General features: G+C 65.8%; 22 protein-coding genes. 8 read left to right on the forward strand and 14 right to left on the reverse strand.

Going from position 1 to position 26,155, the window contains the following annotated elements; translation table 11 throughout:
• Complete coding sequence (locus WGH93_RS04160; RefSeq protein WP_374763600.1) at positions 1–936, forward strand: hypothetical protein; 936 nt, start codon at positions 1–3, stop codon at positions 934–936.
• A 14-nt stretch (positions 937–950) separates the two neighbouring features.
• On the opposite strand, the gene WGH93_RS04165 is transcribed toward WGH93_RS04160, so the two are convergent.
• The 8 genes from WGH93_RS04165 to WGH93_RS04200 form a co-directional block, all read right to left on the reverse strand.
• Positions 951–1,397 carry a thioredoxin family protein gene (locus WGH93_RS04165; protein ID WP_374763601.1) on the reverse strand — a complete coding sequence of 149 codons (447 nt, stop codon included), beginning with the start codon at positions 1,395–1,397 and terminating at the stop codon, positions 951–953.
• A gap of 51 nt (positions 1,398–1,448) precedes the next feature.
• The gene (locus WGH93_RS04170; protein WP_374763602.1) at positions 1,449–3,089 is read right to left on the reverse strand and encodes a TRAP transporter large permease; all 1,641 of its coding nucleotides are present in this window, start codon (positions 3,087–3,089) and stop codon (positions 1,449–1,451) included.
• Entirely contained in the window at positions 3,089–3,625 is a 537-nt protein-coding gene (locus tag WGH93_RS04175; RefSeq protein ID WP_374763603.1) for a TRAP transporter small permease subunit, read from the reverse strand. Before WGH93_RS04175 ends, WGH93_RS04170 begins: the two co-directional genes overlap by 1 nt.
• 22 nt (positions 3,626–3,647) lie before the next feature.
• Positions 3,648–4,724 (reverse strand): TRAP transporter substrate-binding protein, encoded by a 1,077-nt coding sequence (locus tag WGH93_RS04180; RefSeq protein ID WP_374763762.1) that lies wholly within the window; start codon positions 4,722–4,724, stop codon positions 3,648–3,650.
• A gap of 232 nt (positions 4,725–4,956) precedes the next feature.
• A complete protein-coding gene (locus tag WGH93_RS04185; RefSeq protein ID WP_374763604.1) occupies positions 4,957–5,679 on the reverse strand; it encodes an arginyltransferase in 723 nt (240 codons plus the stop codon).
• 69 nt (positions 5,680–5,748) lie between these two features.
• Complete coding sequence (locus WGH93_RS04190; RefSeq protein ID WP_374763605.1) at positions 5,749–7,587, reverse strand: SLC13 family permease; 1,839 nt, start codon at positions 7,585–7,587, stop codon at positions 5,749–5,751.
• Between the two features lie 198 nt (positions 7,588–7,785).
• Positions 7,786–8,745 carry a flagellar motor protein MotB gene (locus WGH93_RS04195; protein WP_374763606.1) on the reverse strand — a complete coding sequence of 320 codons (960 nt, stop codon included), beginning with the start codon at positions 8,743–8,745 and terminating at the stop codon, positions 7,786–7,788.
• 141 nt (positions 8,746–8,886) lie between these two features.
• Positions 8,887–11,352 carry a penicillin acylase family protein gene (locus WGH93_RS04200; RefSeq protein ID WP_374763607.1) on the reverse strand — a complete coding sequence of 822 codons (2,466 nt, stop codon included), beginning with the start codon at positions 11,350–11,352 and terminating at the stop codon, positions 8,887–8,889.
• A gap of 229 nt (positions 11,353–11,581) precedes the next feature.
• On the opposite strand from WGH93_RS04200, the gene WGH93_RS04205 reads away from it, so the two are divergent.
• Positions 11,582–12,487: an NAD(P)-dependent oxidoreductase gene (locus WGH93_RS04205; protein WP_374763608.1), complete on the forward strand. Its 906-nt coding sequence runs from the start codon at positions 11,582–11,584 to the stop codon at positions 12,485–12,487.
• Positions 12,488–12,536: 49 nt separating this feature from the next.
• On the opposite strand, the gene WGH93_RS04210 is transcribed toward WGH93_RS04205, so the two are convergent.
• Entirely contained in the window at positions 12,537–14,480 is a 1,944-nt protein-coding gene (locus WGH93_RS04210) for an ATP-binding protein (RefSeq protein WP_374763763.1), read from the reverse strand.
• 251 nt (positions 14,481–14,731) lie between these two features.
• Here WGH93_RS04210 and rpsD point away from each other — a divergent pair, with 251 nt between their 5' ends.
• From rpsD to WGH93_RS04235, 5 genes are all read left to right on the forward strand, one after another.
• Positions 14,732–15,343 carry a 30S ribosomal protein S4 gene (rpsD, locus tag WGH93_RS04215; protein WP_374763609.1) on the forward strand — a complete coding sequence of 204 codons (612 nt, stop codon included), beginning with the start codon at positions 14,732–14,734 and terminating at the stop codon, positions 15,341–15,343.
• Positions 15,344–15,485: 142 nt separating this feature from the next.
• A complete protein-coding gene (locus tag WGH93_RS04220; RefSeq protein ID WP_374763610.1) occupies positions 15,486–15,659 on the forward strand; it encodes a DUF1737 domain-containing protein in 174 nt (57 codons plus the stop codon).
• A gap of 54 nt (positions 15,660–15,713) precedes the next feature.
• Positions 15,714–18,437 (forward strand): aspartyl/asparaginyl beta-hydroxylase domain-containing protein, encoded by a 2,724-nt coding sequence (locus WGH93_RS04225; protein WP_374763611.1) that lies wholly within the window; start codon positions 15,714–15,716, stop codon positions 18,435–18,437.
• Positions 18,421–18,912 (forward strand): GNAT family N-acetyltransferase, encoded by a 492-nt coding sequence (locus tag WGH93_RS04230; protein WP_374763612.1) that lies wholly within the window; start codon positions 18,421–18,423, stop codon positions 18,910–18,912. Before WGH93_RS04225 ends, WGH93_RS04230 begins: the two co-directional genes overlap by 17 nt.
• A gap of 288 nt (positions 18,913–19,200) precedes the next feature.
• Positions 19,201–19,887: a TorF family putative porin gene (locus WGH93_RS04235; protein ID WP_374763613.1), complete on the forward strand. Its 687-nt coding sequence runs from the start codon at positions 19,201–19,203 to the stop codon at positions 19,885–19,887.
• 409 nt (positions 19,888–20,296) lie between these two features.
• On the opposite strand, the gene WGH93_RS04240 is transcribed toward WGH93_RS04235, so the two are convergent.
• From WGH93_RS04240 to WGH93_RS04250, 3 genes are all read right to left on the reverse strand, one after another.
• Complete coding sequence (locus tag WGH93_RS04240; RefSeq protein WP_374763614.1) at positions 20,297–21,349, reverse strand: NADP(H)-dependent aldo-keto reductase; 1,053 nt, start codon at positions 21,347–21,349, stop codon at positions 20,297–20,299.
• 108 nt (positions 21,350–21,457) lie between these two features.
• Positions 21,458–21,790, reverse strand: coding sequence for a Grx4 family monothiol glutaredoxin (gene grxD, locus WGH93_RS04245; protein WP_374763615.1), 333 nt, complete (start codon positions 21,788–21,790; stop codon positions 21,458–21,460).
• A 132-nt stretch (positions 21,791–21,922) separates the two neighbouring features.
• Complete coding sequence (locus WGH93_RS04250; RefSeq protein ID WP_374763616.1) at positions 21,923–22,156, reverse strand: BolA family protein; 234 nt, start codon at positions 22,154–22,156, stop codon at positions 21,923–21,925.
• Between the two features lie 184 nt (positions 22,157–22,340).
• Between WGH93_RS04250 and WGH93_RS04255 the strand changes: the two genes are divergently transcribed.
• Positions 22,341–23,873 (forward strand): oligosaccharide flippase family protein, encoded by a 1,533-nt coding sequence (locus WGH93_RS04255; protein ID WP_374763617.1) that lies wholly within the window; start codon positions 22,341–22,343, stop codon positions 23,871–23,873.
• Here WGH93_RS04255 and WGH93_RS04260 read toward each other — a convergent pair.
• Positions 23,870–25,081, reverse strand: a complete 1,212-nt coding sequence (locus tag WGH93_RS04260; RefSeq protein WP_374763618.1) for a glycosyltransferase family 4 protein — start codon at positions 25,079–25,081, stop codon at positions 23,870–23,872. The genes WGH93_RS04255 and WGH93_RS04260 overlap by 4 nt on opposite strands.
• A complete protein-coding gene (locus WGH93_RS04265) occupies positions 25,078–26,124 on the reverse strand; it encodes a sulfotransferase (RefSeq protein WP_374763619.1) in 1,047 nt (348 codons plus the stop codon). Before WGH93_RS04265 ends, WGH93_RS04260 begins: the two co-directional genes overlap by 4 nt.
• Positions 26,125–26,155: the final 31 nt, after the last annotated feature.

Genomic DNA, 26,155 nt, shown 5'->3' on the forward strand with positions numbered 1-26,155 from the left:
GTGCCCCGCACCTCCTTTATCGCGGCCACGCCCGGTTTCTGGCGGGATTATGCAGACGCATCAGCGGCCTTGAGGGCGGAAATGCTGCACCCCCTTGGCGGATGTGTCTCCGCTGGCCCGGTGGCGCCGCTTGCCGGAGAGATGCCACCCGACCTGCTGCTGTGTGACCCGGCGGACTGCGCGGCGGAAGGCACCTTGCCGCGCCCCGGTCACCGTGCCCGTCATGTGCTGGACATCACCGTTCGCTCAGAGGGTGTGGAGACGCCGGAAGCACCGGGCAGCATGGCCCCCGACCATGACGCGCCCCGCACCGAGGCGGCGGCACACGGCGGCGGGGCGCACATGCGCTGGTGCCTGTCCAGCCGCCTGGCCTATGCCCTGCTGTCCCCCGCGCGGGCGTTTCTGCTGGCACTGGAATGGCGGCTGGGTGCAATGGTTCGCGGCCTGCCTTTTCCCGACATGGAAATCGCCCTGCACGAGGCGCTCATCAATGGCATCATACATGGTAATTTCGGCCTTGATTCCCCCGACCTGCATCAGGGGGAGCAGGCGCTGGCCGCTTATGACCGGATCATCCGCGAACGTCTGGCGGACGCCGCCTTTGCCACCAAACCCCTGTGGCTGGATGCCTGGTACGGGACGGACGGCGTAATATTGCAGGTGGTGGATGCGGGCGCGGGCATACCGGATGCGCATCTGGCCCGGCTTCGGGGCAAGCCGGTAGTCCATTGCCATGACGGCGCCGATTCCGCGCCATTCGCGCAAATGGATGCCGGGTCGGATTTATCGGGCGGGGTATCTCGTGAAGCGCTCGTCAACCATGGGCTCGCCACCAGCGGGCGCGGTCTGTGGCTGATCCACACACTGGCCCACAAGGTCACGCCGGTGGCCGCCGGGCGGGGTCTCAGGCTGCATTTCGGGGGCGAGCGCCCCTGACCGGGGCTGAGTGCCTAGCTTTTATCCAGGTCGTGCTGGCTGATGAATGCCTGAATGCGTTTCGGCGTGGTCAGCCCGGCTGCGCGCGCGATTTCGCGGCCATCATCGAACAGCATCAGAATGCCGGTGCCGCGAATGCCGTACCGCTTGAGAAATGCCGGGTCGTCGTCATAGTCCACCCTGACGGCGCGGATGTTCGGTGCGGTGCCATTGTCCACCATGGTTTCAAAGGCTTCGTGCTGCGCCTTGCAGGTGGGGCACCAGCTTGCATAGATTTCCACCAGCATGGGGTCGCCATTCTGCAGGGTCTCGTTGAAGCTGGCCGCTTCATAGGGTTGCCAGCCTGCCAGAATCGGGTCCGCCGGGCGCAGATTCATGTAGAGCAGGTGCCCGAACAGGCCGATGGCGATCAGGCCGGTAATGCCCACCGTGGCCCAGGCTTTTTTGAGAAAGGCTTTCATGAAGCGCGATTTACCATGTGCCGGGCGCCGCCGCAATTAACGACAGCGTGATCATGAACCGAACATCCGGTCTGGCAGCCAGGTGACCAGTCCAGGGGCCAGAATCAGGGTGATCAGCGCCAGAATCTGGATCAGCACAAAGGGCAGAACACCGCGATACATGGCCTTGGTGGGTACGCTTTCGGGCACCACGCCGCGCAGATAGAACAGCGCGAACCCGAAAGGCGGGGTCAGGAAGCTGGTTTGCAGGTTCATCGCCATCAGCACCCCAAGCCAGATCGGCCCGTGAGACCCTTCCATGGCGAGCAGGGCGGGGGCCACCACCGGCACCACCACAAAGGTGATTTCGATAAAGTCCAGGAAAAAGCCCAGCACGAACATCAATGCCATGACGATCAGCAGCGCGGTCATGTGGCCGCCGGGCAGGTTGTTCAACCAGTCCTCGATCAGCATGTCGCCGCCAAGGCCCCGGAACACCAGCGAAAACAGCGCCGCGCCGATCAGGATGCCATAGATCATGGTGGAAATGGTCAGCGTGCCCTTGAGGATGTCGCTCAGCACCCCGGCGCGGTGGGTGGTCCACAGCGCGCGGGCGAGCGCCAGCGCGAACAGCACGGCAAGCGCCAGCGCCAGCACAAAGGCCAGTTGCTCGCCCAATGAGACGGTCTCGCGGCCCATGCGCAGGTCCACCATGCGGGACAGCACAACCAGACCCGCAAGGGCGCCGAGCGCCAGCCAGCCCGTTCCGCCGCTGCTTCTGCCGCCACCTGTTGGCGCGGCTTCCGGGGTGCCGTCCCCGCCTTGTGGCCGGTTGCCGATCCGCGTGGCCCCCAGCAGCATGGCACCCACCGCGCCCACGGACGCGGCTTCGGTAGGGGTGGCCACGCCCGACAGGATGGAGCCCAGCACCGCCACGATCAGCACCAGCGGCGGCAGCAGGGCGGCGGCCAGCCGTGCCATGAAGGCGGGGTCCAGCCCATCGCCCTTGTCACGCGGGATGGCCGGGCTGGTTTCCGGGCGCAGTATCGCCATGGCCACCTGATAGAGCATGTAAAGGCCAACCAGCGTCAGCCCCGGCAGCAGGGCGCCGGCAAACAGTTCCCCCGCGCTCATGGGGTCGGGGGCGAAATTGTTCTGCTTCAATTGCGCCTGCTGCCAGGCGGCGGACAGCACGTCCGCCAGCAGGATCAGCACAATGGAAGGCGGAATGATCTGCCCCAGCGTGCCCGATGCGGCGATGGAACCGGTGGCGAGCGACGGGCTGTAGCCGCGCCGGAGCATGGTGGGCAGGGACATCAGGCCCATGGTCACCACGGTGGCCCCCACAATGCCGGTGGACGCGGCCAGCAGCGCGCCCACCAGGGTTACGCTGAGCCCCAGCCCGCCCCTGAGCGACCCGAACAACTGGCCCATGCTTTCAAGCAGGTCTTCCGCCACGCGGGACTTTTCCAGCGTCACCCCCATGAGGACGAACAGCGGCACCGCGAACAGCAGGTCGTTCGAGATCACATTGCCGAACAATCGGTTGGGCAGCAGGGACAGGAAGCTGCCGTCCAGATGGCCGGTGACCATGCCGATGAGCCCGAACAGCAGGCCCGTGCCGCCCAGCGTGAACGCCACGGGAAAGCCGCTGAGCAGAAAGGCCATGAGCACGGCGAACATGGCAAGTGTCAGGCCGAGCGACGGGTCCATCAGCTATCCTTTCCGATGGCCGGGTTATGGCCTTTCAGAGTCAGGGCGGCGCGCAGCAGGTCCGCTACGGCGGCCACCGACATGGTCAGGGGAAAGGCGAGCAGGGTGGCCTTCAGAACATAGACAAAGGGCAGCCCGCTGGATTCCACGCTGGTCTCGTTCATGGCCCAACTGGTGATCACGAAGGGCAGGGCGGTGGCCCAGAACAGGCCCAGAAACGGCATCAGAAGCAGCAATGTGCCCAGCAGATCGACCCAGGCGCGACCGCGCGCGCCCAGGCGGCTGTAGAACAGGTCCACCCGCACATGGCCGTCCCGGAGCGCGGTATACCCGGCGCCGCCCAGAAACATCAGCGCGTTGATATAGGTCAGGCTTTCCTGAAGCTGGATGGAACCGGTGCGGAACACATAAACCATCACCACCACCAGGAACTGCACCAGCATCAGCAGCAGCGGCAGTACGGCCAGGATCGATCCCGTTCGGTCCAGAAACCGGTCGAGCCGAAACAGCAGGCGTTGGGCGGGGTTGGGTGTCATCAAGGATGGGCTCCGTAGGCGATCAACTGGTTGCGCGTCGGGCGTCGAAGAAGGCGCGCTCCGCCACTTCGCCCCAGCGCATACCATTGGTGCGCGCCGCCATGAAGCTGTCGTGCACGCGTTTCGACAGGTCGTCATGGGTGGCGGTTTCTTCCAGCACCGCGCGGCTGATACGCGCCAGTTCGGCCAGGATCGGCTCGCTGAACCGGTGCAGCGTGACCCCGTGCTTGTTGATCAGTGTGTCCAGGGCGCGCGCATTGTTGGCATTGAACTCGGCCAGCATGATGTCGTTCTCGGCGGCGGCGGCGGCTTCGATCAGGGCGCGGTCGGCGGGCGCCAGATCGTTCCAGAGATCCAGATTGAGCCCAAGGGACAGCGTGGTCCCCGGCTCGTGAATGCCCGGATAATAGTAATTCTTGACGATGGTGTGGAAGCCGAAGGCCAGATCGTTCCACGGGCCGACCCATTCGGTGGCATCTATGTTGCCCTGTGACAGCGCCTGGAAAATCTCGCCGCCCTGCTTGGTCACCGTCGTTGCGCCGAGCCGCGCCATGACTTCGCCGCCAAGGCCGGGCATACGGATGCGCAGGCCCTGAAAGTCTTCAACGCTGTCGATGGTCTTGTTGAACCAGCCGCCCATCTGCACACCGGAATTGCCCGCGGGCATGGCCTTCATGTTGAAACGGGCGGACAGGTCGTCCCACAGTTCCTGGCCGCCGCCAAAGCGTATCCAGGCGTTCATTTCATTGGCATTGAGCCCCATCGGTACGGCGGCGAAATAGGAAAAGGCCGGGTGCTTGCCCTGCCAGTAATATTCCGCTGCGTGGACCATGTCCGCCTGCCCCTGGGCCACGGCATCAAAACCGCCCAGCGCCCCCACCAGTTCGCCCGCTGCATAAAGCCGCACGGTGATGCGGCCATCGGTCATGTCCGTGATCCGCTGGGCGAGCCGCGCCGCGCCGGTGCCGAGGCCGGGAAAATTCTTCGGCCAGGCCGTGACCATTTTCAAAGTCCGCTTGCCGCGGGCCACCGAGGGCGCGCCGCCGCCCTCAGCCCCTTCGCCAGAGCCGTTGCCCCCCTGACCGCACGCCGCCAACAGGCCGCTGGCCCCGATTGCCGCCGTCAGCCCCAACACCCGGCGCCGACCGGGCGCGGCGGGGCCGTTCGTCGTGGCGGCCTTATTGGGTGTTCCGGTTGTGCTGGTCCGGTCTGTGCGTGTCTTGGCGTCGGTCACCCGCATGTCCCCTTGCGCTCGCGGTTGATGAGTGGCAGCCTTCCCCCCGGCTCCCCGAACCATGGCTCCCCGAACCATGGTTCACCGGATTCGGTGTTCAGTCTTCCAGGGTGTGCCAGCCGTCCGGCCCCAGCTTTTCCAGGGGGCGGAAGCGCCGTTTGTAGTCCATCTTCGGGCTGCCTTCCACCCAGTAGCCCAGATACACATAATCCCGTCGCATGGCCTGGGTGCGTTCGATATGATCCAGAATCACATGCGTGCCCAGGGACCGGCGCGGGGCGGACGTGTCGAAAAAACTGTAGATCATGGACAGGCCGTCGCTCAGCTCGTCGGTGAGGGCGCAGGCCATCAGGCGATCATCCATCACCCGGCGATATTCGACCATCACGGTGGGCACCGGCGTGGTTTCCACCATGTCGCGGAATTCCTCCCGGCTCATTTCCGCCATGGAGCCGTCCCCGTGGCGGTGGGCCAGATAGCGGCTGAGCAGATCGAACTGTTCTTCGGTCACTTCGGCGGGGCGCAGGACCGCTTTCAGGTCGCTGTTGCGTTTCCACACCCGACGATCGGACTTGCGGGGGCGGAAATCATTGGCCCTGACCCGCACGGAAATGCACGCCGCGCACCCCTCGCAGGCCGGGCGATACACCACTGACTGGCTGCGCCGGAATCCCACCCGGCCCAGCGCTTCGCCCAGAGCCGCCGCATCCGGCCCGGCAAGCTCTGTAAAGACCTTCCGCTCCGTTCGGCCATCCAGATACGGGCAGGGCGCCGGGGCGGTGACATAAAATTTCGGAAACTGGAGACCCTGATCGGTCATGCGGCCTGATCCTGTCCCTGATCCTGACTGACTGGCGCACCAGCGCGTTCGATATCCAATGCGATCCGGCTATAATAGACCATAAGCCCACGGCACAAACAACGTATATGTGAGCCACATAAGCCCGATCAAGGGGGTGCCCACGCGCAGGAAATCACTGAACTTGTAGTGGCCCGGCGCCATCACCAGCAGATTGGTCTGATAGCTCATGGGCGTGGCGAAGGAACAGTTGGCGCCGAAGATCACGGCCAGCAGGAAGGGCATGGGGTCCAGCCCCAGTTCGCCCGCCAGGGACACGCTGATCGGCGTGAACAGTACCGCGGTGGCATTGTTGGACAGGATGTTGGTCAGCACCGCCACCAGCAGGAAAAAGCCGGACAGCATCACCCATACGGGCGCGCCGGACAGCATCTCCACCATGCCGTGGGCAAGAAAGGTGGCGCCCCCTGTGCCCTGAAGCGCGGTGCCCATGGCCAGCGCCGCCCCCACGATCGTCAGCACCCGCCGGTCAATGGCCCGCGCCGCCTGGCGCACGTTCAGGCAGCGCGTGGTGAGCATGAGCGCCGCCCCGCCCAAAGCCGCCACCACGATGGGCAGCAGATTGGCGGCGGCCAGGCCCACAACCGCCGCGAAAATGGCGAGCGCGCGACCGGCATAGGCCTGCACCGGCATGTCGGTGGCGGAGCTTTCCATCAGCAGCACGTCCCGATTGTCGCGCAGGGCCATCACATTGGGGCGTTCGCCCATCACCAGCAGCACATCGCCCGCTTCCAGCCGCAACTGGGCGATGGAGGCGCGAATCATCCGGCTGCGGCGTTGAATGCCCAGCACGCTGCACCCGGTTTCGGCACGGAAGCCGGTCTGGGCGATGGTGCGCCCATCCAGCCGCGAGGCGGGCGCCACCACGGCTTCGGCGATGGCGCGGCGCTTTCTGGGCGGGTCTTCCTCGTCCTCGCCGGGGTCGCCCTCGGCATCGGACACCATGTCTGGGCTGGCATTGAGAAGGTCCATCATCACCTGCCGGGTGGCGGCCACCAGCACGATATCGCCCGCTTCCAGCGTGATGTCGTCATAAGGTGGCAGCAGCTTGGTGCGGCCACGCTGGATCATCCGCACGGTCACGTCCTTCAGGCCGGGAAACATGCCCGCCACGGCCTTTTTGCCCACCAGTGCGTTGTCCGGTTCCAGTTCGATCTGAAACAGGAACTGCCTGCCGCCGGAGCCCGCCAGCCGCTTTTTCATGTCGCGCCGGTCCACCAGAAGGCGCGGCGCCAGCAGCAGCACATAGACAAAGCCGACGGCAGCCAGCACGGCGCCGCTCATGGTGAAATCGAAGAATCCGATTCGCCCCTGACCGACCGCCTGATAGGCGCCCGCCGCCAGCAGGTTGGTGCTGGACCCGATCAGGGTCAGATTGCCGCCAAGGATCGCCACATAACTCAGCGGAATCATCACGCTGGATACGCGGCGGCCCAGTTTTTCCGCCAGGGTGGCCATGATGGGAATGAAGATCACCACCACGGGTGTGTTGTTCAGAACCGCCGAGGTCAGCGCCACCAGGATCAGCGACAGGCTGATGACGGTGCGCGGCGCCTTTTCCCCCAATCGGATCAGTTGCCGGGCCGGGTGGTTCAGCGCGCCGGTCTGCACCAGCCCCTGGCCCACCACCAGAAGCGCCAGAATGGTGATCAGCGCCGGGTCCGCGAACCCGGCCAGCAGGTTGCGGCTGCTCACATGGCTGCCGTCCGGGCCTTCAATGGGCAGCATGTGAAAGATGAACAGCAGCACCGTGACCACGGCGATGGAGGTGATCTCAAGCGGAATCCGATCCGAGGCATAGGCCACGATCGCGCCGATGATCACGGCGAAGGTCAGCCACATCTGGATTGTCGGCGCGATTACTTCCATCACGTCTTTCCTGTACGCTGCGTTCCAAATAAGGCCGCATTTCAAGGCCCGTGCATGATGACGCACGGCTCGGCTGACCGGCTAGTGTTAGCCATCGGCGGGTTGGCCCGCAAGAAAAAGGCGTTTTCCCGCTGATCCGGCGTGCCCCGCGCGGGGCCATGATCCAGGCAGGGCGGCCTGTTTTCAGCGGGCCTGTTTTTAGCGATTGTTGCCGGGCGGTACCACCGGTGCTTCGCGCAGCACCATGATGGTGATGCGGCGGTTTTCCGTGCGGGACGGGCGATCCGGGTAAAGCGGGTCCGTATCCGCCTTGCCCACCACCTGAGAGAAGCGGTCCCGGCTGACACCGCTGTCCGCCAGCACCCGACGGGCGGCATTGGCCCGGTCGGCGCTCAGCTCCCATTTGGTGTAATCCTCCGGGCCGACGAATGTGCCTGCGTCCGTGTGCCCCTCTACGGAAATGCGGTTGGGAATGTCCTGCACTTCCGAACTCACACGGGCGATCATCTGGCGGGCATAGTCGTAAAGCTCCGCGCCGCCGCGCTCGAACATGGCGCGATTGTCCTTGTCCACGAGCTGGATTTTCATGCCATCGTCGGTCACCTCGAAAATGAGCTGGTCCGCATGATCCTTCAGTACGGTGCTTTCCTGCATGGCGATCCTGAGATCCGCCTTCAGGGCATCGAAGGCCCGGTCCTCCTGCTGCCGGATGCGTGCACTTATTTCCTCCATGCGGTCCTGGGCCGCCTCATTCGCGCCCTTGCCGGGGCCGGACACGTCCTTGGCGGGGTCGGTGGCGCTGTCCACCTCGGCGCCGGACTTGCTCCCTTCGGTGGACCCTTCCGGTGGCGGGCCGGGCTTGGAAATGGCCACCACCGGCGACGGGTTGGAGCCGAGCGCGTCATCTTTCGGCGTGTTGATGGCCTTGGCCCCGGTGCGGCCCGATGTGGCCGCGCTGGTGGGGGAGAAATAGTCCGCCAGCCCTTCCAGGGTTTCCGGCGGCGCCACATTGAGCAGCCACAGCAGCATGAAAAAGGCCATCATGGCGGTGGTGAAATCGGCATAGGCCACTTTCCAGGCGCCGCCATGGGCGCCGCCGCCGTCCACCTTCTTCACTTTCTTGATAATCGGCTTGTCGTCGCCGTTATTATCCGCCAAGGCCCGCTCTCCTGTTCGGGCACCCCGGTTCGGGGGGCGCCCCGGCTATATCCCTTCGTGTTTAGCAGGCGGCGGGGTGCGGAAACAAGCGATTAGGCACGCCGCCGCCTTTGCGGCCCGTATCGGCTTTGGCGGTGCCAGTCAGGGCACCGCCGGGATCGCGGGTTCCAGCACCAGGACCGCTTCGGGGTCCAAAGGCGCGGCGGGGGCGGTGGATATCTGCACATAGCGGCCATCCCGCCACAGGGGGTACAGGTCGTCATGGTTCTCTGACAATGGGTGCCCGCTTTGCCCGGTGGGCTGCACATAAAGCGACGTATCCGGCTCCGCCAGATCGAAAATGCCGCGATAGCTGGGCCCGAAGCCGGATCGGTGGGGCATGTCCGGGTCGTTGCCATTGCCCCCCACATTGATGGTGAAGCGCCCGCCCGACTGCGGCCCGCTGATCTGAAACAGGCCGCCAAGTATCGGCACCGGCCCCAATGGGCGATGGCTCTGGGTCAGTATGTGCATCCGGCCCCAGGTCCAGTTGTCCATGTTCGGGCCGAAACGGGATGTCAGGTCGTCCAGCGCATCCTGAAAGGCGGCCCGCGCCAGGTCCGGGCAGGTTTCGGTGACCTCTGTGGCGCGGTCGTCACACCAGTCCAGCGCGCTGGCCTTGGAAATCACCCCAACGCTGTAATAGGGGGCGGGGCCGGTGTCGGGCTCCGGCCTGGCCCAGTACAGGCTGGCCTTGACCAGCCGGGGCCGGATGCGCCGGAAATCATCATACAGATCGCCCAGTTCATCGGCCATCAGCCGGTCCTGATAGTGGCGCAGCCAGCGCTGAAAGATCAGCGCCGCGCTGCTGTCGGTGGCCATGTCGGCGTCCCATGCCAGCAGCCGCTCCACCGCCGGGCCGGAACTGTCCAGATGGGCCAGCATGTGGGGCAGGATGTCCCGCGCCATGTCCGAAACCGTATCCTGCTGGATGTGCGTGAAACTGGCCAGATCGTGCTTCGGCGTGGCGCGCAGCAGGTGCCGGATGCGGTTGCCGCGATAAGGCAGCGCCCAGTCCCGCGTGAGATAATGGGGATAGCTTTCACCGACGATCTTTTCATTGGCGGTGGCGATCAGGCCATCCGCCGGATTTTCCCGCTCCGGCAGGGCGCTTTTTGGCAGGAATCCCTGCCAGTCATAGCGGGCGTCCCAGCCGGGGGACGGCAGCCGCCCGTTGACCGGATTGCCCGCCGCCCTGACCGGCACCCGCGCCGGGGCGATATGGCCGATGGTGCCTTCGCGGTCGGCATAGACGATATTCTGCGCCGGGCCGTCAAAGCGCCGTGCCGCGGCCTTGAAGGCGGAGACATCTGCCGCCCGGCCCATGGCGAGCAGGGCGGACAGGCCGGAATCGGTTTCGTCCAGCGCGGTCCAGCGCAGGCTCAGGGCGTATTCATCCCTGAGCAGGTCGGCCACGTCCTCCATGGCGTCGGAGATCAGCGGCCCGTGCCGCGTGGCGCGCACCGTCAGGTTTATGGGGTCGCCGCCCCGCACCCGGATCATTTCCGTGCGTGTTTTCAACGGCGCCTTGCCCGCGGGGGTCAGAACCTGGCCGTCGTCGGTCAGCTTTTCCACATAGAGATCCTGCACATCGGCGGCCACATTGGTGAAGCCCCAGGCCAGGTGATCGTTGCGCCCCAGCACCACGCCGGGCGCACCGGGAAAGCTGACCCCCACCTGGTTTTCGCCGCTGGTGGTGTTGTGCAGGCGCACCAGATACCAGATGCTCGGCGTGCTCAGGCCCAGATGCGGGTCATTGGCCAGCAAGGGCTTGCCGCTTTTGGTGCGCGCCCCTGATACCACCCAGTTGTTGGAGCCATAGCCCGCTTCGGGTGGCGGGCCAATGTGGGCGGCCAGCCGGTCCAGCGCCTCGGGGCGCACGGGGAGGTCGTCGTAAATATCTTCCAGCGCGGGCAGCGGCGCCTCCCGGCTGCCGGGATAGGGGGGATAGATCGCCTCCACCTGGCGCGGGCTCAGTCGTGTCAGCAGGCGCGCGCGGGCCAGTTCGTGGCGCATATTGCCCGACAGGTCCAGCCACATCATTTTCTGCCACACAAGGCTGTCAACCGGGGACCAGGGTTCCGGCGTCACGTCCAGCAGGGTGAATTCCGGTGGCAGGGCCGTGCGCCGGTCGCCAAGGAAGGCATTGACCCCGGCGGCATAGGCGGTCAGGGCGGCGCGGGGGGTATCCTCCATGGCCGCCCAGGCGCTTTTGGCGGCCTGGGTAAAGCCCAGCGTGCGGAAATAGCGGTCTATGGCGATGCCGGGCCGGCCCACCACCTCGGCCAGTCGGCCATGCCCGATGCGGCGGTTGATCTCCATCTGCCAAAGCCGGTCCTGAGCATGAGCATAGCCCAGCGCGAAATGGATGTCCCGCCAGCTTTCCCCCTTGATATGGGGTATGCCGAACACGTCCCGCTCCAGCCTTACCCGGCCATCCAGCCCGGTTACCTGCCGGGTGCCGTCATGGTCGGGCAGGCTGTGCCGCATCAGTGCGGCGCCGATCAGATAAACGGCCAGCACAAGCCCCGCCAGCACAACCGCGACGATCTTGAAGTGATGTTTCATGCGTGTTCCCCCGCAACCCCATTGCCCCGACATGCCCGCCGCCTGACGGGTTCCGCCATTTGCGGGCCCCGCCATGCTGGACAGGATGTTCGGGCGATCCTAAGAGTTGTCGTCATTGGCGGCGCCTGTCAACGAAGGGAGTGTTCGGGGTACGGTGTGTTTGGGCACGGTGTGTTCGCCTGCCCCGATCCCGCGGGGCGCCGGAGGAGAGGCAAGGAAAGGGCATGGCATGAGCGACGGTACATACACTCTGGCATTTATCGGGCTTGGCGTGATGGGCTATCCCATGGCCGGGCATCTGGCGCGCGCCGGTCACAGGGTGACGGTCTATAACCGCACATTCAGCCGCGCCGCTGAGTGGCTTGAGGCGCATGGCGGCCTATCCGTCGCCACCGCCGAAACGCCCGCCGAGGCGGCGCGGGACGCTCATATGGTGTTCATGTGTGTGGGCGCCGACCGGGATGTGGAGGCGGTCACGCTGGGGGCCGATGGCGCATTGGATGCCATGAAATCCGGCGCGATTCTGGTGGATCACACCACCGCTTCCGCCGGGTTGGCGCGGCGGCTTGCCACGGAGGCCGCCGGGCGGGACGTGGCCTTTCTGGACGCGCCGGTTTCCGGCGGGCAGGCCGGGGCGGAAAACGGCCAGTTGACCATCATGTGCGGCGGCGATGCGGCGGCGTTCGAGACGGCCCGCCCGGTCATGGCCCTGTATGGCCGCCGGGTGCAGCGGCTGGGCGAGGCGGGCGCCGGGCAACTAACCAAAATGGCCAACCAGGTCTGCATTGCGGGCACGCTTCAGGGCCTGTCGGAAGCGCTGGTCTTCGCCGAACAGGCCGGGCTGGACGGCGCCGCGGTGGTGGACGTGATCTCTGGCGGTGCGGCGCAAAGCTGGCAGATGGACAATCGCGCCCTGACCATGCTGGAAGACCGGTTCGATTTCGGCTTCGCGGTGGACTGGATGCGCAAGGATCTGGCCATGGTGCTGGACGAGGCCCGCCAACGCGGCCTGAGCCTGCCGCTCACGGCGCTGGTGGACCAGTTTTACGCGGATGTGCAGGCGCTCGGTCTTGGCCGGGGGGATACCAGCGCCCTGATTCGCCGCCTGCGCCACGCCTTGCCCGATCGGGACTGAGCCGGGGCCGGCCATCGGGGCCGCATGAAGACCCGTCGGGGCGCCGCGCCTAGATCATGTCGCGGGGCGGTTGAGGCGGGGCAGCGGGTGTGGCGCTTTCATCATCTGTCATGTCAGCGCTGGCGCCGCCTTTGTCAGGGTCGGGCGTGCGGTGCTGGAACCAGCGGGATTGCGGGGTCAGGCGGCCTTCCACCCGGCCATCCGCGGTTACCCGCTTTTCCACCCGCGTGCGGCTTTTCCGGCCAGGTGACCGGGTGCCGGGGGTGGCCGCCGGGGGTGCCGCGTCTTCCGGGTCGCGGCCTTCGCGCAGGATCAGCGTGAAACAGGAGCCTTCGCCGGGGGAGCTTTCCAGGGTCAGGCTGCCATCCAGCCGTTCCGCCAGATCGCGGCAGATGGCCAGCCCCAGGCCCGACCCGCCCGACGCCTGGGTGTAGATATCGCCCACCTGCTCGAATCGCTCGAAGATGCGCTGCTGGTCCTTGGGGTCGATGCCGGGGCCGGTGTCCGACACGGAAATCCTGAGCTTGCGGCGCCCACCGGGGTTTTCCAGCAGATGGGCGGATATCTTGATGCTGCCCTTCGTGGTGAATTTCACCGCATTGGTGATCAGATTGTCGGCGATCTGGCGCAGTCGCCCCGGATCGGTTTCGAACAGATCGCCGCTTATGCCCGGCCCCAGATACAGGGTCAGGTCTATGGGGGCGTCCGCCAGCTTGCGGCGCCCCATCTCCGCGCTTTTTTCCAGCAGCGCGCCCACATCGGTGGGTTCATGGTCCACGCTCAGATGGCCCGCTTCCAGCTTGGCCAGGTCCAGCACGTCATTGACGATGGTGAGCAACTGGCCCGCGGCAGATCGCGCCGTATCCACATAGTCCTTCTGGCGGGCGGTAAGGCTGGTCATGTCCAGCACGTCCAGAAAGCCGATCACACCGTTCAGCGGCGTGCGCATTTCGTGGCTCATATTGGCGATGAAGCGGGATTTGGATGCCGAATTGGCGGCGGTCACCAGCCGCGCCTTCTGAACTTCCCGGATATAGCGCAATGTGCTCCAGACGATCAGGAACACCAGCGCCACGCCCCCAAGGCTGATCAGGTGGATGCGCAGCGCATCCGGTGCCCGTGTGGGCCAGCCGGTGCGGGGAACGGCATTGATCATCCACACCCCGCCCCCCGGCAGATGAACGGACTGGGTTACCGGAGACTGGTTCATGATATCCGACCGGCCCAGAAAGACCTCCCCATGATGGCCGGTGCCATGGCGGCCCTGGATCATGATATCAAGGTCGTGGCGGTCATGGGTGATGCCCGTGGCGCGGTAGAGCGCGTCGGCCTCAACGGCAAGGGATATGATGCCCCAGACCCGCTCTTTCAACCCGGTTTTGGAAACGGGGGGAACGGCAGGGCCCACATCGGCGCGAAACACGGGATAGCGGATGGTGAAGGCTTCCCCGCCCTGTCGCATCTCTATGGGGCCGGCCATGACCGGTTCCGCCGTGCGCACCGCCCGGTCCATCGGCGCGAAATATTCCGGGTTCCGGGTATAGTCGGTGCCGATCAGCACGCGGTTCGGTTCCAGCGGATAGACATATTTGATTTTGAAATCGGGCGCGGCGGCGATCACCATGATGGCGGGATTGCTGCGTTTCAGGCTGGCAGAAATGGCCTTGAAGCGCGTGGCCGACATGTTCGGGTTGGCGCTGATGGCCGAGGCCAGCCCGCTGGCCAGATAGAAGCTGCTGGCCACTTCGGCTTCCACCCGCGCGCGAATCACGTTCAGGGTGCGCATCACGTCCTGCCGGGCGAGGGCGCGGGCATCGGATCGGCTTTCTTCCACCAGCGCGGACGACAGGGCCCAATACACGCCGAGCAGAATCAGCGCCACCCCGACCAGCAACCGCCGGAAGTCCCTCACCAGCAGGTCTTCCCCCGCTGGCCCCGCCTTGCTCAGGCGCGCTATCAGGCCAGGCTTGCCGTGGTCGCCACCCGGTTCCATCCTGTTCACAAGGCTGACTCTCTTCACTCTATAAGGGACTGGTGGGCCCCGACTATGACGCCAAAACCTTAATGGGTTGCTAATAGCGCATCAGGCGCCTTGGCGGTTGACTTTTTCCGGTGGCGGGGGTAGGCACGCGCTTCCTGAAACGAATGGGCGGCCCATACCGGGTGCCGTCCGCGCGGGTTTGAATGTGTCCATGAGGAACGTGGGCCACTCGCGGCGCTTATATATGGAAGGAGCGATTCACGATGTCCAAACGCATCAGTGCCAAATACAAGATTGACCGCCGCATGGGCGAAAATGTCTGGGGGCGCGCCAAGTCCCCGGCCAATGTGCGGTCCTATGGCCCCGGCCAGCACGGCCAGCGCCGCAAAAGCAAGCTGTCCGACTTCGGCGTTCAACTGCGTGCCAAGCAGAAGCTGAAGGGCTATTATGGCAATATCACCGAAAAGCAGTTCCACCGTTATTACACCTGGGCGGATCGCCGCCGGGGTGACACGGGCGAGAACCTGATCGGCATTCTGGAAAGCCGTCTGGATGCGATCGTGTATCGCGCCATGTACGTGCCCACGGTTTTTGCCGCGCGCCAGTTCGTCAATCACGGCCATGTGCTGGTGAACGGCGTGCGCTGTAACATTCCGTCCCGCCAGGTGAAGCCCGGCGATGTGGTGGAAGTGCGCGAAAAGGCCCGCGAAATTCCCATGGTGATCGAAGCCGGTCAAAGCCCCGAACGGGAAGTGCCGGACTATCTGACCACGGAAGGTTTCAAGGTTACCTATAACCGCGTTCCGCACCTTGAGGACGTGCCCTATCCGGTGGTGATGGAGCCGAACCTGGTGGTGGAATTCTACTCCCGCTAAGGCGTGCGGGCGCCTTCCGGCGCCGCTGCGAGATTTGGGCCGTCCGGCTGTTGCCGGGCGGCTTTTTTTGTGTGGCGGCCCTCGCACGGTGCGTTACAAGCTGCTAAGGCAGAACCAGTATGACAACAGGAGAGCCCGTTTCATGGCCGATGACAACCCGAAGAAATACCGCTTCATAACCGGGGAAGATGATGACCGTTTCTGCCAGCGGGTCAGCGACGCGCTGGAGGCGGGCTACAGCCTGTACGGCGAACCCCGCCTGGTGGCCATGCCGGATGGTCGCCTGATGTGCGGCCAGGCCGTCATCAGGGACTGATCGGGCCGTGCCGCGCGGGCGGATCACAGGCCAAATCACAGGGGGCAGGGCTGCATGACATCGCCGGGCGAACGGCAAAGCGGTGCCCAAGCGCCTCTGGCGGACCTGATCCGCCAGGCGAACGATGCCGCGCGGCGTGGCGACGAAGCCGGCGCGGCGGCGCTGCATCGGCGGATTGTCGCCCGCCAGCCCGACCGGGGCGAGAGCTGGCAGTTCCTGTCCGCGGCGGCGTTCCGGGGCGGGGATCATGCGGGCGCAGCGGCGGCCATACGGGGCTATCTGAAGGCATATCCGCTGGACGGCGCGGGCTGGCGCTCGCTGGGTCAGGCGCTGCTGCGCGCGGGGCAGGCCGATGCCGCGTGGAACGCCTTGAAAACCGCGCTCAGCCTGACGCCGAGCGACCGCACGCTGGCCGTATATGCCGGGGAGGCGGCGCGGGCCGCCGGGGCGCGGGACCATGCCGCCAGCCTGCTGTCGCTGGCGCTGGAGGGCTTGGCCCCCGAAACGCTGGACCGTGTGCGCCGGGAGGGGGAGCCCGCCCTGAGCCATGCCGTGGCCGAGGCCGCCCCCTTTCTGCATCGCTATCTCAAGGATCGGATCGTGGCCTGTGCGCCCAAGGGCTGCCGGGATGCCGCGGGCGGGCTCACCGGGGCGCTGGCGGGGGCGGAATGGCGCCAGGGTCTGCCGGAGGAGGTGTGGGCCGACGATCCGCATGGCCGCAGACCCGCCCAGTTCTTTTTGCCCGCGCTGCCCGCCAGGCCGTGGGTGGCGGGCGAAGAACTGACGGGCATGGATGATCTGGTGGCCGCCTTTCCCGCCATTGTGGCGGAGGTGCGGGCCGCGCTGGACCCCGGCGCGGCGGCGCCGTATGTGGCGGCCCATCTGGGCAAGGATGCGCGCTGGTCCGATCTGGCCGGGCGGGAGGACTGGGGCGCGCTTCACCTGTACAACAATGCCAATGCCACGCCGCTGGCTGAGCGCTTTCCCCGCACCCTTGAGGCGCTTGAGGGGCTGGACCTGTACCGCCTGAACGGGGCGCCGGTGGAGGTGTTCTTTTCCCTGTTGGCCCCGAACACGACCATCCCGCCCCACTATGGCACCAATAATGCCCGGCTGACCGTGCACCTGCCCATCATCGTGCCGGACGGCTGCCATGTGACCGTGGCGGAGGAGCGCCGTCCGGTGGCGGCGGGGGCGCCCCTGGCCTTTGACGACACCTTTTTGCACAGCGCCGCCAATGAGGGGGGTGATCGCCGCGTGACCCTGATCTTTGAAGTGTGGCATCCGGGCCTGAGCGCGGCGGAAAAACAGGCGGTGATGACGGCGGCGGAGGATTATGACGCCTGGCGCCGGGCACGGAGCGAGAGCCTGGCCTTTCTCGGTGCCTCGCTGGAGGGGGCGGCTGCCGCTGAACAGGACTGGCGGCGCGCGCGCAAGGCCCTGGCCGAGGGGCAGGCCGCCGCCGCCCATCAATCGCTGGATCGGGCGCTCAGCCATAATCCGTCTTTCGCACCGGCCCTGGCCGACGCGGTGGACCGGGCGTTTAACGGCGGCGATCATGCAACCGGGCTGGACCTGTTGCAGCGCCTGGCCGAAAACGGGCCGGATCATGCCGCCACATGGTACCGGCTGGCGGTGGTGGAAGAGCAGGTGGGCACGCGGCAGGGGGCGATCCGCGCCTATGGCCGCGCGCTCCGGCTGGACCCGAAAAATGCCCTGACACGGCTTTATGCCGGGGCGTATCTGCATGAAGGGGCCGCCGGGCAGGCGGCGGAGCAGCGCGCCGGGCTGGCCCTGATGTCCGAGGCGCGAGACCTGGACCCCCGCTTTGCCCGCCCGGCGGAGATGCCCGGCGTGGCCGAAGAAACCCGGCGCCGCGCGGCGCTGGCGGATGGCCTGCTGCGCCGCCATTTCACGGATTTGCACCATGCCGCGCTTGACAGCCTGGTGGCGGCGGGCACGTCGGCGACGGCACTGGACCGGCTGCGCCGCGCCGTCTGGCCGCAAACCCACGATCATGAACGATACGGGCCGGTGCGCTTCGCCCATGCCGATCAGCGGCCCCATGTGTTTTATATTCCCGATCTGGCGCCGATCACCTTTGCCGAGCGGCGACACATGCCCTGGGCCGAGACGGTGGAGGCCGCCAGCGGGGCCGTAAAGGCGGAAGTGACCCGCGCGCTGACCACGCTGGAACGCGCCGGGCGCCCCTATCTTGAGGCGGGCATGGGACTGGATGAGAGTTTCGCCCATCTGGAAGGGTCGCTGAACTGGACGGCGCTGGATTTGTACCGGGGCGGGCAGCCCAACCCGGAGGTGCTGGACCTGCTGCCGGAAACCGATGCGGTGCTGCGCCGGATGCCGCTGGTGCGTCGCGGCGACCATCCGCTTGAGGTGTTCCTGTCGCTGCTCAGGCCGGGTCAACACATTCCGCCACATTACGGGCTCGCCAACAGCCGCCTGACAGTGCATCTTCCCTTGATCGTGCCGGAACGGTGCCGGATTCGGGTGGGCGATCGCTGGCGGTCCTGGCATGAGGGGGAGATTCTGGCGTTCGATGACAGCTTCGATCACGAGGCGCGCAACGACAGTGACCGGTTGCGGATTGTTCTGATTGCGGAAGCATGGCATCCAGACCTGACCGATGACGAGATCCGGGGGGTGGAAACGGTCTTTGCCTGGCGGCAGGACTGGCTGGATCAAAGAAGCGAGCATGTGGGCGCGGTGCCGGGGCTCGGCAGCGTGGATGAAGGGGGCGGCAATGCCGGAAAAGAGTGACCTTGTGATGCGCCGGGCGCGGGACGGGGACCGTGACGGGCTGGTGGCGCTGATCGGGGACTGTTTCAGCGAATATCCCGGCGTGGTGCTGGACCTGCCGGGGATTGATCGGGACCTGGAGCGGTTCGCCACTACCCTGTCCGCCGCGGGCGGGGAGGGCTTCGTGGTGGAGGAGGATGACCGGATTGTCGCCTGTGTGGCCTATGCCCCGGTGGATGATCGGGTTTTCGAGGTGAAGCGGCTTTATGTGGCGGCCCCGCTCAGGGGGTCCGGCCTTGGCATCACCCTGTTGCAACTGGTGGAAAGCCGGGCGCGCAAGCGCGGTGCCAGGGAAATGATCGCCTGGTCGGACAGCCGGTTCACCCGCGCGCACGCCTTCTATCAACGGGAAGGGTATCAGCGGTGCCCCGATACCAGGCTGCTGCACGACCCGTCCGAGACGGAGGAATGGCTTTTTGGTCGGCAGCTTTCCTGATCAATCGGTCAGCACCTTGATTCTGATATAAAGTTTCAATTGTCACGGTAAACAATATTGATTGTTTCTTTAACTTTTGCCTAAATTTTAGGCAGGATTTTTTGTGCAGGGCAGCGTGAAAAATCTATAAGTGCCTGATTTTACTAAATTATTTAGTTGGCCCACCCCATGCAAGTGTATCCCGTGATCAAAGTCGCCGACTTTGGCGGATATGCTTGAAGGAGACTAAAAATGGGGTGTTTGGAGCAAGGGAACGGGCGCAATCCGTTCCGTTTTCCGAAGGTTGGGATGTTTACCGCTGTCGCGCTGGGTGCCGCTTTGGGGGCGGTGCTGGTGCCGGTCAGCGCAGCGGGGGCGGCGGACAACAGTGTCGCTTATTCCGGCTCGGTGGGGCTGGTGAGCGATTACCGGTTCCGGGGTCTTTCGCTGACGGATGAGGATGTGGCGCTTCAGGGCTCGGTCACCGCCAGCCATGAAAGCGGCTTTTCGCTCAATGTGTGGTCGTCCAGCATTGACGATTTCAACGGCGCGGGCACGGAACTGGATTTCACGGCGTCCTACACGGCCAATCTGTCGGAGGATGTGAGTTGGACCAACGGGGTTATTTTCTACACCTTCCCCGGCGGCAAGAACACCAATTACTGGGAGCTGTACAGCTCCATGAGTGTGTCGGTGGGCGCCGGGTCACTGGGTGCCGGGGTCAATTACAACTGGGATCAGGGCAATATTGGTGGCCAGGACAATATCTATCTGTCGGCCAATGGTTCATATCCGCTGGCGGACAGCGGCATCTCGCTGAACGGCAATATCGGCTATGAAGATGGCGCGTTCGGCAATGACAAGGTGGACTGGGGTGTCGGCTTCAGCACCAGCCTGGAAGGCTTCAATGTGGGCGCCACGCTGATTGGCGCGCAAAACGCCGCGGGCAGCAATGCCGATACGGGCGTTGTGATCTCAGTCTTCCGCTCCTTTTAGGGCGACCCGGAAGGCATATCACCGCCCCAGCGCCGCCCCTACCGGTGCTGCCCCACGGCAGCGCCGGAGGGCGCGACCGCGCCCCGCCGCAAGTGCGGCGCCCCCGCGGAGCGCGCGCGTAGCACGCCTGCGTGAGCGGTAAACAAATCCCGCACCGGCGTCGCCTCTACCGCCATCCCGCCACTACGCGGGATGAGCGGAGGCCACGACCGTGGCCCGCCGCAAGTGCGGCGCCCCCGCGGAGCGCGCGCGATAGCGCGCTTGCGTGAGCGGTAAACAAATCCCGCACCGGCGTCGCCTCTACCGCCATCCCGCCACTACGCGGGATGAGCGGAGGCCACAAGCGTGGCCCGCCGCAAGTGCGGCGCCCCCGCGGAGCGCGCGCGATAGCGCGCTTGCGTGAGCGATATCAAGGACACGGAAATGTCAGGTCGTCCTCAATGGCGTCGATCCGGTCCAGAAGGGCGCGGTCCAGCGTCATGTCTGCTGTTTCAAGGGCGGCCTTGAGTTGGTCATCCGTGCGCGCGCCGATGATATTGGCGGTCACGAAGGGCTGCTGGTTGACGAAGGCGTTGGCCATTTGCGCCGGGTCCAGCCCGTGTTCCCGCGCCAGTGCCACATAGCGCCGGGTGGCTTCCACGCCGCGCGGCGAGGTGTAGCGGGGGAACTTGTCCCCGAACAGGGTGAGCCGGGCGCCTTCCGGCTTGTGCCCGTCCAGATATTTGCCGCTGAGCACGCCGAAGGCCAGCGGGGAATAGGCCAGCAGGCCGCACTTTTCGCGCATGGCCACTTCCGCCTGCGCCACCTCAAAGCTGCGATTGAGCAGGTTATAGGGGTTCTGCACGCTCTGAACGCGGGGCAGGCCCTTTTGTTCCGCCAGATGCAGGGCGTGCATGGTGCCCCAGGCGGTTTCATTGGAAAAGCCGATGGTGCGGATCTTGCCTTCTTTCACCAGGTCCGCCAGCGCTTCCAGCGTTTCCTCTATGGCGATGGCGTCCGGGTCTTCCTTGTGCTTGTAGCGCAGACGGCCAAAGAAATTGGCGGGCCGTTCTGGCCAGTGCAGTTGGTACAGGTCGATCACATCGGTTCCAAGGCGTTTCAGGCTGCCATCCACAGCCGCGCGGATCTGTTGGGCGTTCAGGCGGCACTGGCCGTCGTCCATGTCCGGGCGCACATAGGGAAAGCCCGACCGGCCCAGTACCTTGGTGGCGATCACCACATCGTCCCGGCGCCCGGTTTTCTTCAGCCAGGAACCGATGATCTGCTCGGTTCGGCCATAGGTCTCCTCCCGCGCGGGGATCGGATACATTTCCGCCGTGTCGAGGAAATTGACGCCGTGATCCAGCGCCATATCGATCTGGCGGTGGCCTTCGGCTTCGCTGTTCTGTTCGCCCCATGTCATGGTGCCGAGACAGATCAGGCTGACGGAAATATCACTGGTGCCAAGCGGGCGGTACTGCATGGGGCGATCCTCGTTCAGGCGCACTGGTTCAGGCGCAAATCGGTTAGACTCAGAAAAACAGCCGATCGGCGCCCGATCGGCTGCTAAAAAAGTGTGCCGGAAACCGGCTCAGGCGGCGATGCCCTTGTCTTTCATCAATTGCTGCAATTCGCCCGCTTCGAACATTTCGCGGATGATGTCGCAGCCGCCGACGAACTCCCCCTTCACATAAAGCTGGGGGATGGTCGCCCAGTCGGAAAAGTCCTTGATGCCCTGGCGCAGTTCCGGGTCATCCAGAACATTGTAGCTTTCATAGGGCACGTCCATATGGGACAGAACCTGGGCCACCACGCTGGAAAAGCCGCACTGGGGAAAGACCGGCGTGCCTTTCATGAACAGAACCACGTCGTTCGTGTTCACATAATTCTGGATGCGTTCGAAAATGGGGGGGTGTTGGCTCATGGCTGGATACCTCGCATGTTGGAAAAGGGCGGATGGACCGCGCCCGAATAAATCATACCAAAACAGTTAAGTTTCCGGGCGCCCTCTGACAAGAGCAAATCCGTTTTTTCGGTGTTTCGCCCATTGGCGCGATCAGTCGGGCGTGGCGGTTTGCAGGGCGAGCGCGTGCAGTTCCTCGCCCATGCGGCCTTTCAGGCTTTTATAGACCATCTGGTGCTGCTGTACCCGTGAAAGGCCGCGAAATCCCTCATAGACCACGCGGGCCGCGTAATGATCGCCGTCGCCGCGCAGGTCTTCTATGCTGACTTCGGCGCCGGGCAGGGCGTCCTTGATCAGGGTTTCGATGTCGTCTGCCGTCATCGCCATGATGTGCTCTCCCGCATAAATCCGTGTCAAAGGGCATATGGCATGGCCGGGGCGCTGTGCAAGCATTGCCTTGAAATCCGGTTGCGCATGACCGGCCAGACCTTGCCCCACAGGCCCGGAGCGGGCAAGACAGAAACAGGATAGGGCGCCGGATGTTGACGGCGTGCAGCAGCAGGGCAGAAGCATGACAGACCACCAGCGTGTTCCGGGCGCCGAGCAGGGGCGATCCGATCCGGGCCTGACCATGGGCGGCGACAGCGCCGTGGGGCGCCGCGTGATCGGTGGTGCCGCCTGGATGATGGGAATGCGGTTGGCGCTGCGCGGGGCGGGCGTGATCAATGTGGCGGTGCTGGCCCGCGTGCTGGTGCCCGCCGATTTCGGGCTGATCGCCATTGTCATGTCGTTGCTGGTGCTGCCCCGAATGCTGGTGGATACGGTCACCCGCGCGCCGCTGGTGCGGCTGAACAGCGTGACCCCCGCCCATTTTGCCGCCGCGCGGCGCCTGCGGGTGGGGCTGGCTTTGGCGCTAGGGGCGATTGTCTGGCTTTCCGCGCCCGCGCTGGCGGATTTTTATCAGGTGGCCGCACTGGAAGCCGGGCTGATGGCCATTGCCGCCGTGGTGGTGCTGGAAGGGCTGGAAAACCCCGGCGTGGTCAGCCTGCAACGGGACATGCGCTGGCGGCGGGATGCGGCGTTCGAAGTGGCCGTGGGGGCTGCCCGGATCGCCGCCACCATCGCGCTGACCCTGTGGCTGCGCTCTTTCTGGGGGGTGATTCTGGGGGCGCTGGTGGCGGCCATGGTGCGGGTGGGCCTGTCATACGCCCTGGCCCCACGGCCCGCCGGGGCGGTGACACGGTCGCTGTTCCGCGCCCTGTGGGGGGTGTCCCGCTGGTCGCTGGGCGAAGTGCTGGCGGATATGGCCAGCGGGCGGTCGGATCGCCTGCTGCTTGGCCGTCTGGCGGGTGTGGCGCCCATGGGGCTGTTTTCGCTGGCCAAGGATCTGGCGCTGGTGCCGCATCAGCTTTTGATCATGCCGGTGGGCCGCGCCCTGTTGCCGGGCCTGCGACAGGCGCGCGGGCATGATCCGGCGCGGCGCGGGCGGCTGTTTTCGCTGGCCCTTGGCAGCTTCGGCGCGCTGGCGGTGCCCTCGGCGGTGGGGGCGGCGCTGGTGGCCGATCCGTTTGTCCGCGCATTGCTCGGTGATGACTATGCCGGGGCCGTGCCGGTTCTGGTGGCGCTGGCCCCGGCCCTGGCGTTCGAGGGGCTGTCCTCGGCGGCCACCCAGATCATGGTGGTGGAAGGGCGCCTTGCCACGGTGACCGGCATCAAGGTGGCCCGCCTGCTGGGTTATGTGGCCCTGCTGTTGCCCGCTTTTCACGGCGCTGGTCTGGTGGGGGTGGCGCTGGCCAAGTCGGGCATGGATGCTTTCGTGACGCTGGCGCTGCTGGTGGTGCTGGCGATTCGAATGCCGGTGGACTGGCGGCATTTGGGGGCGGCATTGGCCCGCACGGCTCTGGCCGCCACCGGCATGGCCGCGACGGTGTTGGCGCTGATGCCGCTGGTGGCTGGCTGGACCAATGTGTCCGCCTTGCAGCTTTTGATGCTGGTGCCCGCCGGTGCCATGGCCTATGGCGCCGGGCTTCTGGGGATCTGGTGGTTGACGGGCCGCCCCGACGGGCTGGAAGCCCGGATTCTGGCGGTTCTTGCGCGGTCTTAGCGGCGCCGGTGCGCCGGGTCGGCCACAAGGTCGGCCATGATGGTTTGAAACTCGGCGGCCTTGTCGGCCCAGCCCTGGCTACGGGCATGGGCGAGCGCCCCGTCCGCCAGGCGCCGACGGTCCCGCTCATCGCCGAGAAGGCGCGTGATCGCCTTGGCGATGGCCGCTATGTCCGTGCCGTCGATGGAAAGCCCTGTGCGCTCATGGCGGATGGCTTCCACCGCGCCGCCGCCAAGGCCGCCCACCGACGGAACACCGCAGGCGGCGGCTTCCAGAAACACCAGGCCGAAGCCTTCCGTGTCGCCGTCCGGCATGGTGCGGTTGGGCATGGCGAACAGGGTGGCCGTCCGGTAATGATCCCTCAGCGTGGCCCGGTCCAGCGGCCCGGTGAAATGCACATGATCGGGGCATGTGTCCGCCGCCAATGCTTTCAGGTCGGCGGTTTGCGGGCCGTCGCCCACCAGCAGCAGGTGGCTGTCCGGGTGGCGGGCCGTTATGGCGGGCATGGCCTCGATCAGCCGGTCGAACCCCTTGCGTGGCACATGGCGCCCGGCGGCGACGATCAGCCGGTGTTCCGCCGTCAGCCCGTGGGGGGCGCGCACGTCCCGTTCCGGTGCGCCGGGGGTGAAGAAGCCAAGGTCCACGCCATTGCTGATGACGCTGATTCGCGCCCCCGCCAGCCCCGCAAGTGTGCGCACGGCCCGCGCGCAATAGCGGCTGACCGCCACCACATGATCCGCCGCGCCCAAAACGCGGGGGCGCAGCCCGCCCAGCCGATCCGCCATGGCCTGCGTGACTTCTTCCGTATGGGTATAGATCACCACCGGGCGGCGGCCAAGGCGCTTCAGGGCCAGCGCCAGCCAGCCCAGGCTGACCAGTTCGCCGATCACGATTACGTCCGCCCGCTCCTGCCCGGCCAGCCGCCAGACCTTCAGCGAAACCAGCGCCATCTGCCACAGGTCCCGCAGCCTGCCGATCAGGCCGCCGCCCTGGCGCAGGCGCACATGGCGCCAGCGATGGCAGCGATAGGGGGCGCCCTGATCCACCGCGCGCCAGCCGGGTTTTTCGGTGCCGTCGGGGGTGTGTGTGCTGGTCAATACCACCATGTTTTCCGGCAGGGCGCGGGCGAGCGCGTCATAGACCACGCCGGACCCGCCGATCACCGGCGGCAGATTGTCCGATATCAGCAGGATGCGGGGGGCTTTCATGCCTGCGCCCCGAAGGTGGCGGCCAGCAGCCGGTCCATGGCGGATTCCTGTGCCGTGAACCAGTCATGGTCGGCGAAATCCCGCCATTTGTCGCGCCGCGCCGGGTGGCTGCCCTGCCGGGCCGCGGCCCCCGACAGGTCCAGCCCGGTGGCGCGCTCTATGGCGCCCAGCGTGTCTTCCGGCCTGTCGATCAGGGCTTCATAGGTGATGCTCACATGCGCCGCCGCCCGGCCCGCCGCATCCGACAGCCGCCATATCAGATAGTGCAGGGCATAGGGGTGGCTGTCCGGCATCAGGGCCAGAAAGGGGAAGGTGCGCTTCAGGTCCGCCGCCCATGGCGCAAGATAGAAACGGTCATGGGGGCCGAAATCCGCGAGCCGGGTTTCGCGTGTTACCGCGCTGTCCCGGCCCAGCATGGACAGGAAGCTGTCGCGCGGGTCCCGCCGCAGATGGATCAGCCGGGCATCGGGGAAGCGGCTTTTCAGCCAGCCCAGGCGGAAATCCGCCCGGTTGAATTGCAGCACCGCCCGGCCCGGCGCGCGGGTGATCAGGGCGTTGATATAGCGTTCCAGCGCCGGGTCGCCGTCCGCCGCATCCATGTAAAGGCGCTGGAACGACCATTGCCGGGAAAACAGCGACACCAGATCATCGAGCCCATCATAGGCCGCGTCATAGCGGCTTACGCCGTGGTGCGTGGCGTCCACGCCGCGACCATCCGGCCCGGCCACCCAGCAGCGTTCGTTCAGCGGCTCGTAATAGGCGGTGACGCCTTCCGTGGCGGCGGCCAGTGACCACAGATAGGTGGAGCCGGATCGGAACCGCCCCGTCATGAACACCGGCGCGGATCGTGCCCCTGGTGCATCCGGGATATCCGTCGGTTGCGAGGGGGTGGGGCGCGGCGGATCGGGCAGGGCGAAGGGCGGGCTCGCCGGGTCCATGCGGGGCCGGGTCAGCGGCTCCTCAAGCGTTTCAAGCAGCAGGGCACGGCCCCGGTGACTGGCCAGCAGGCGGCGCCAGAGGGCGAACATCAGGCTCTTGATCATGGCCGTCTCCCCAATGTGCGCCGCCAAGGGG

The organism is Yunchengibacter salinarum (assembly GCF_037658235.1).
In the GTDB taxonomy this organism is placed as follows: Bacteria; Pseudomonadota; Alphaproteobacteria; order Sphingomonadales; family Kordiimonadaceae; genus Yunchengibacter; species Yunchengibacter salinarum.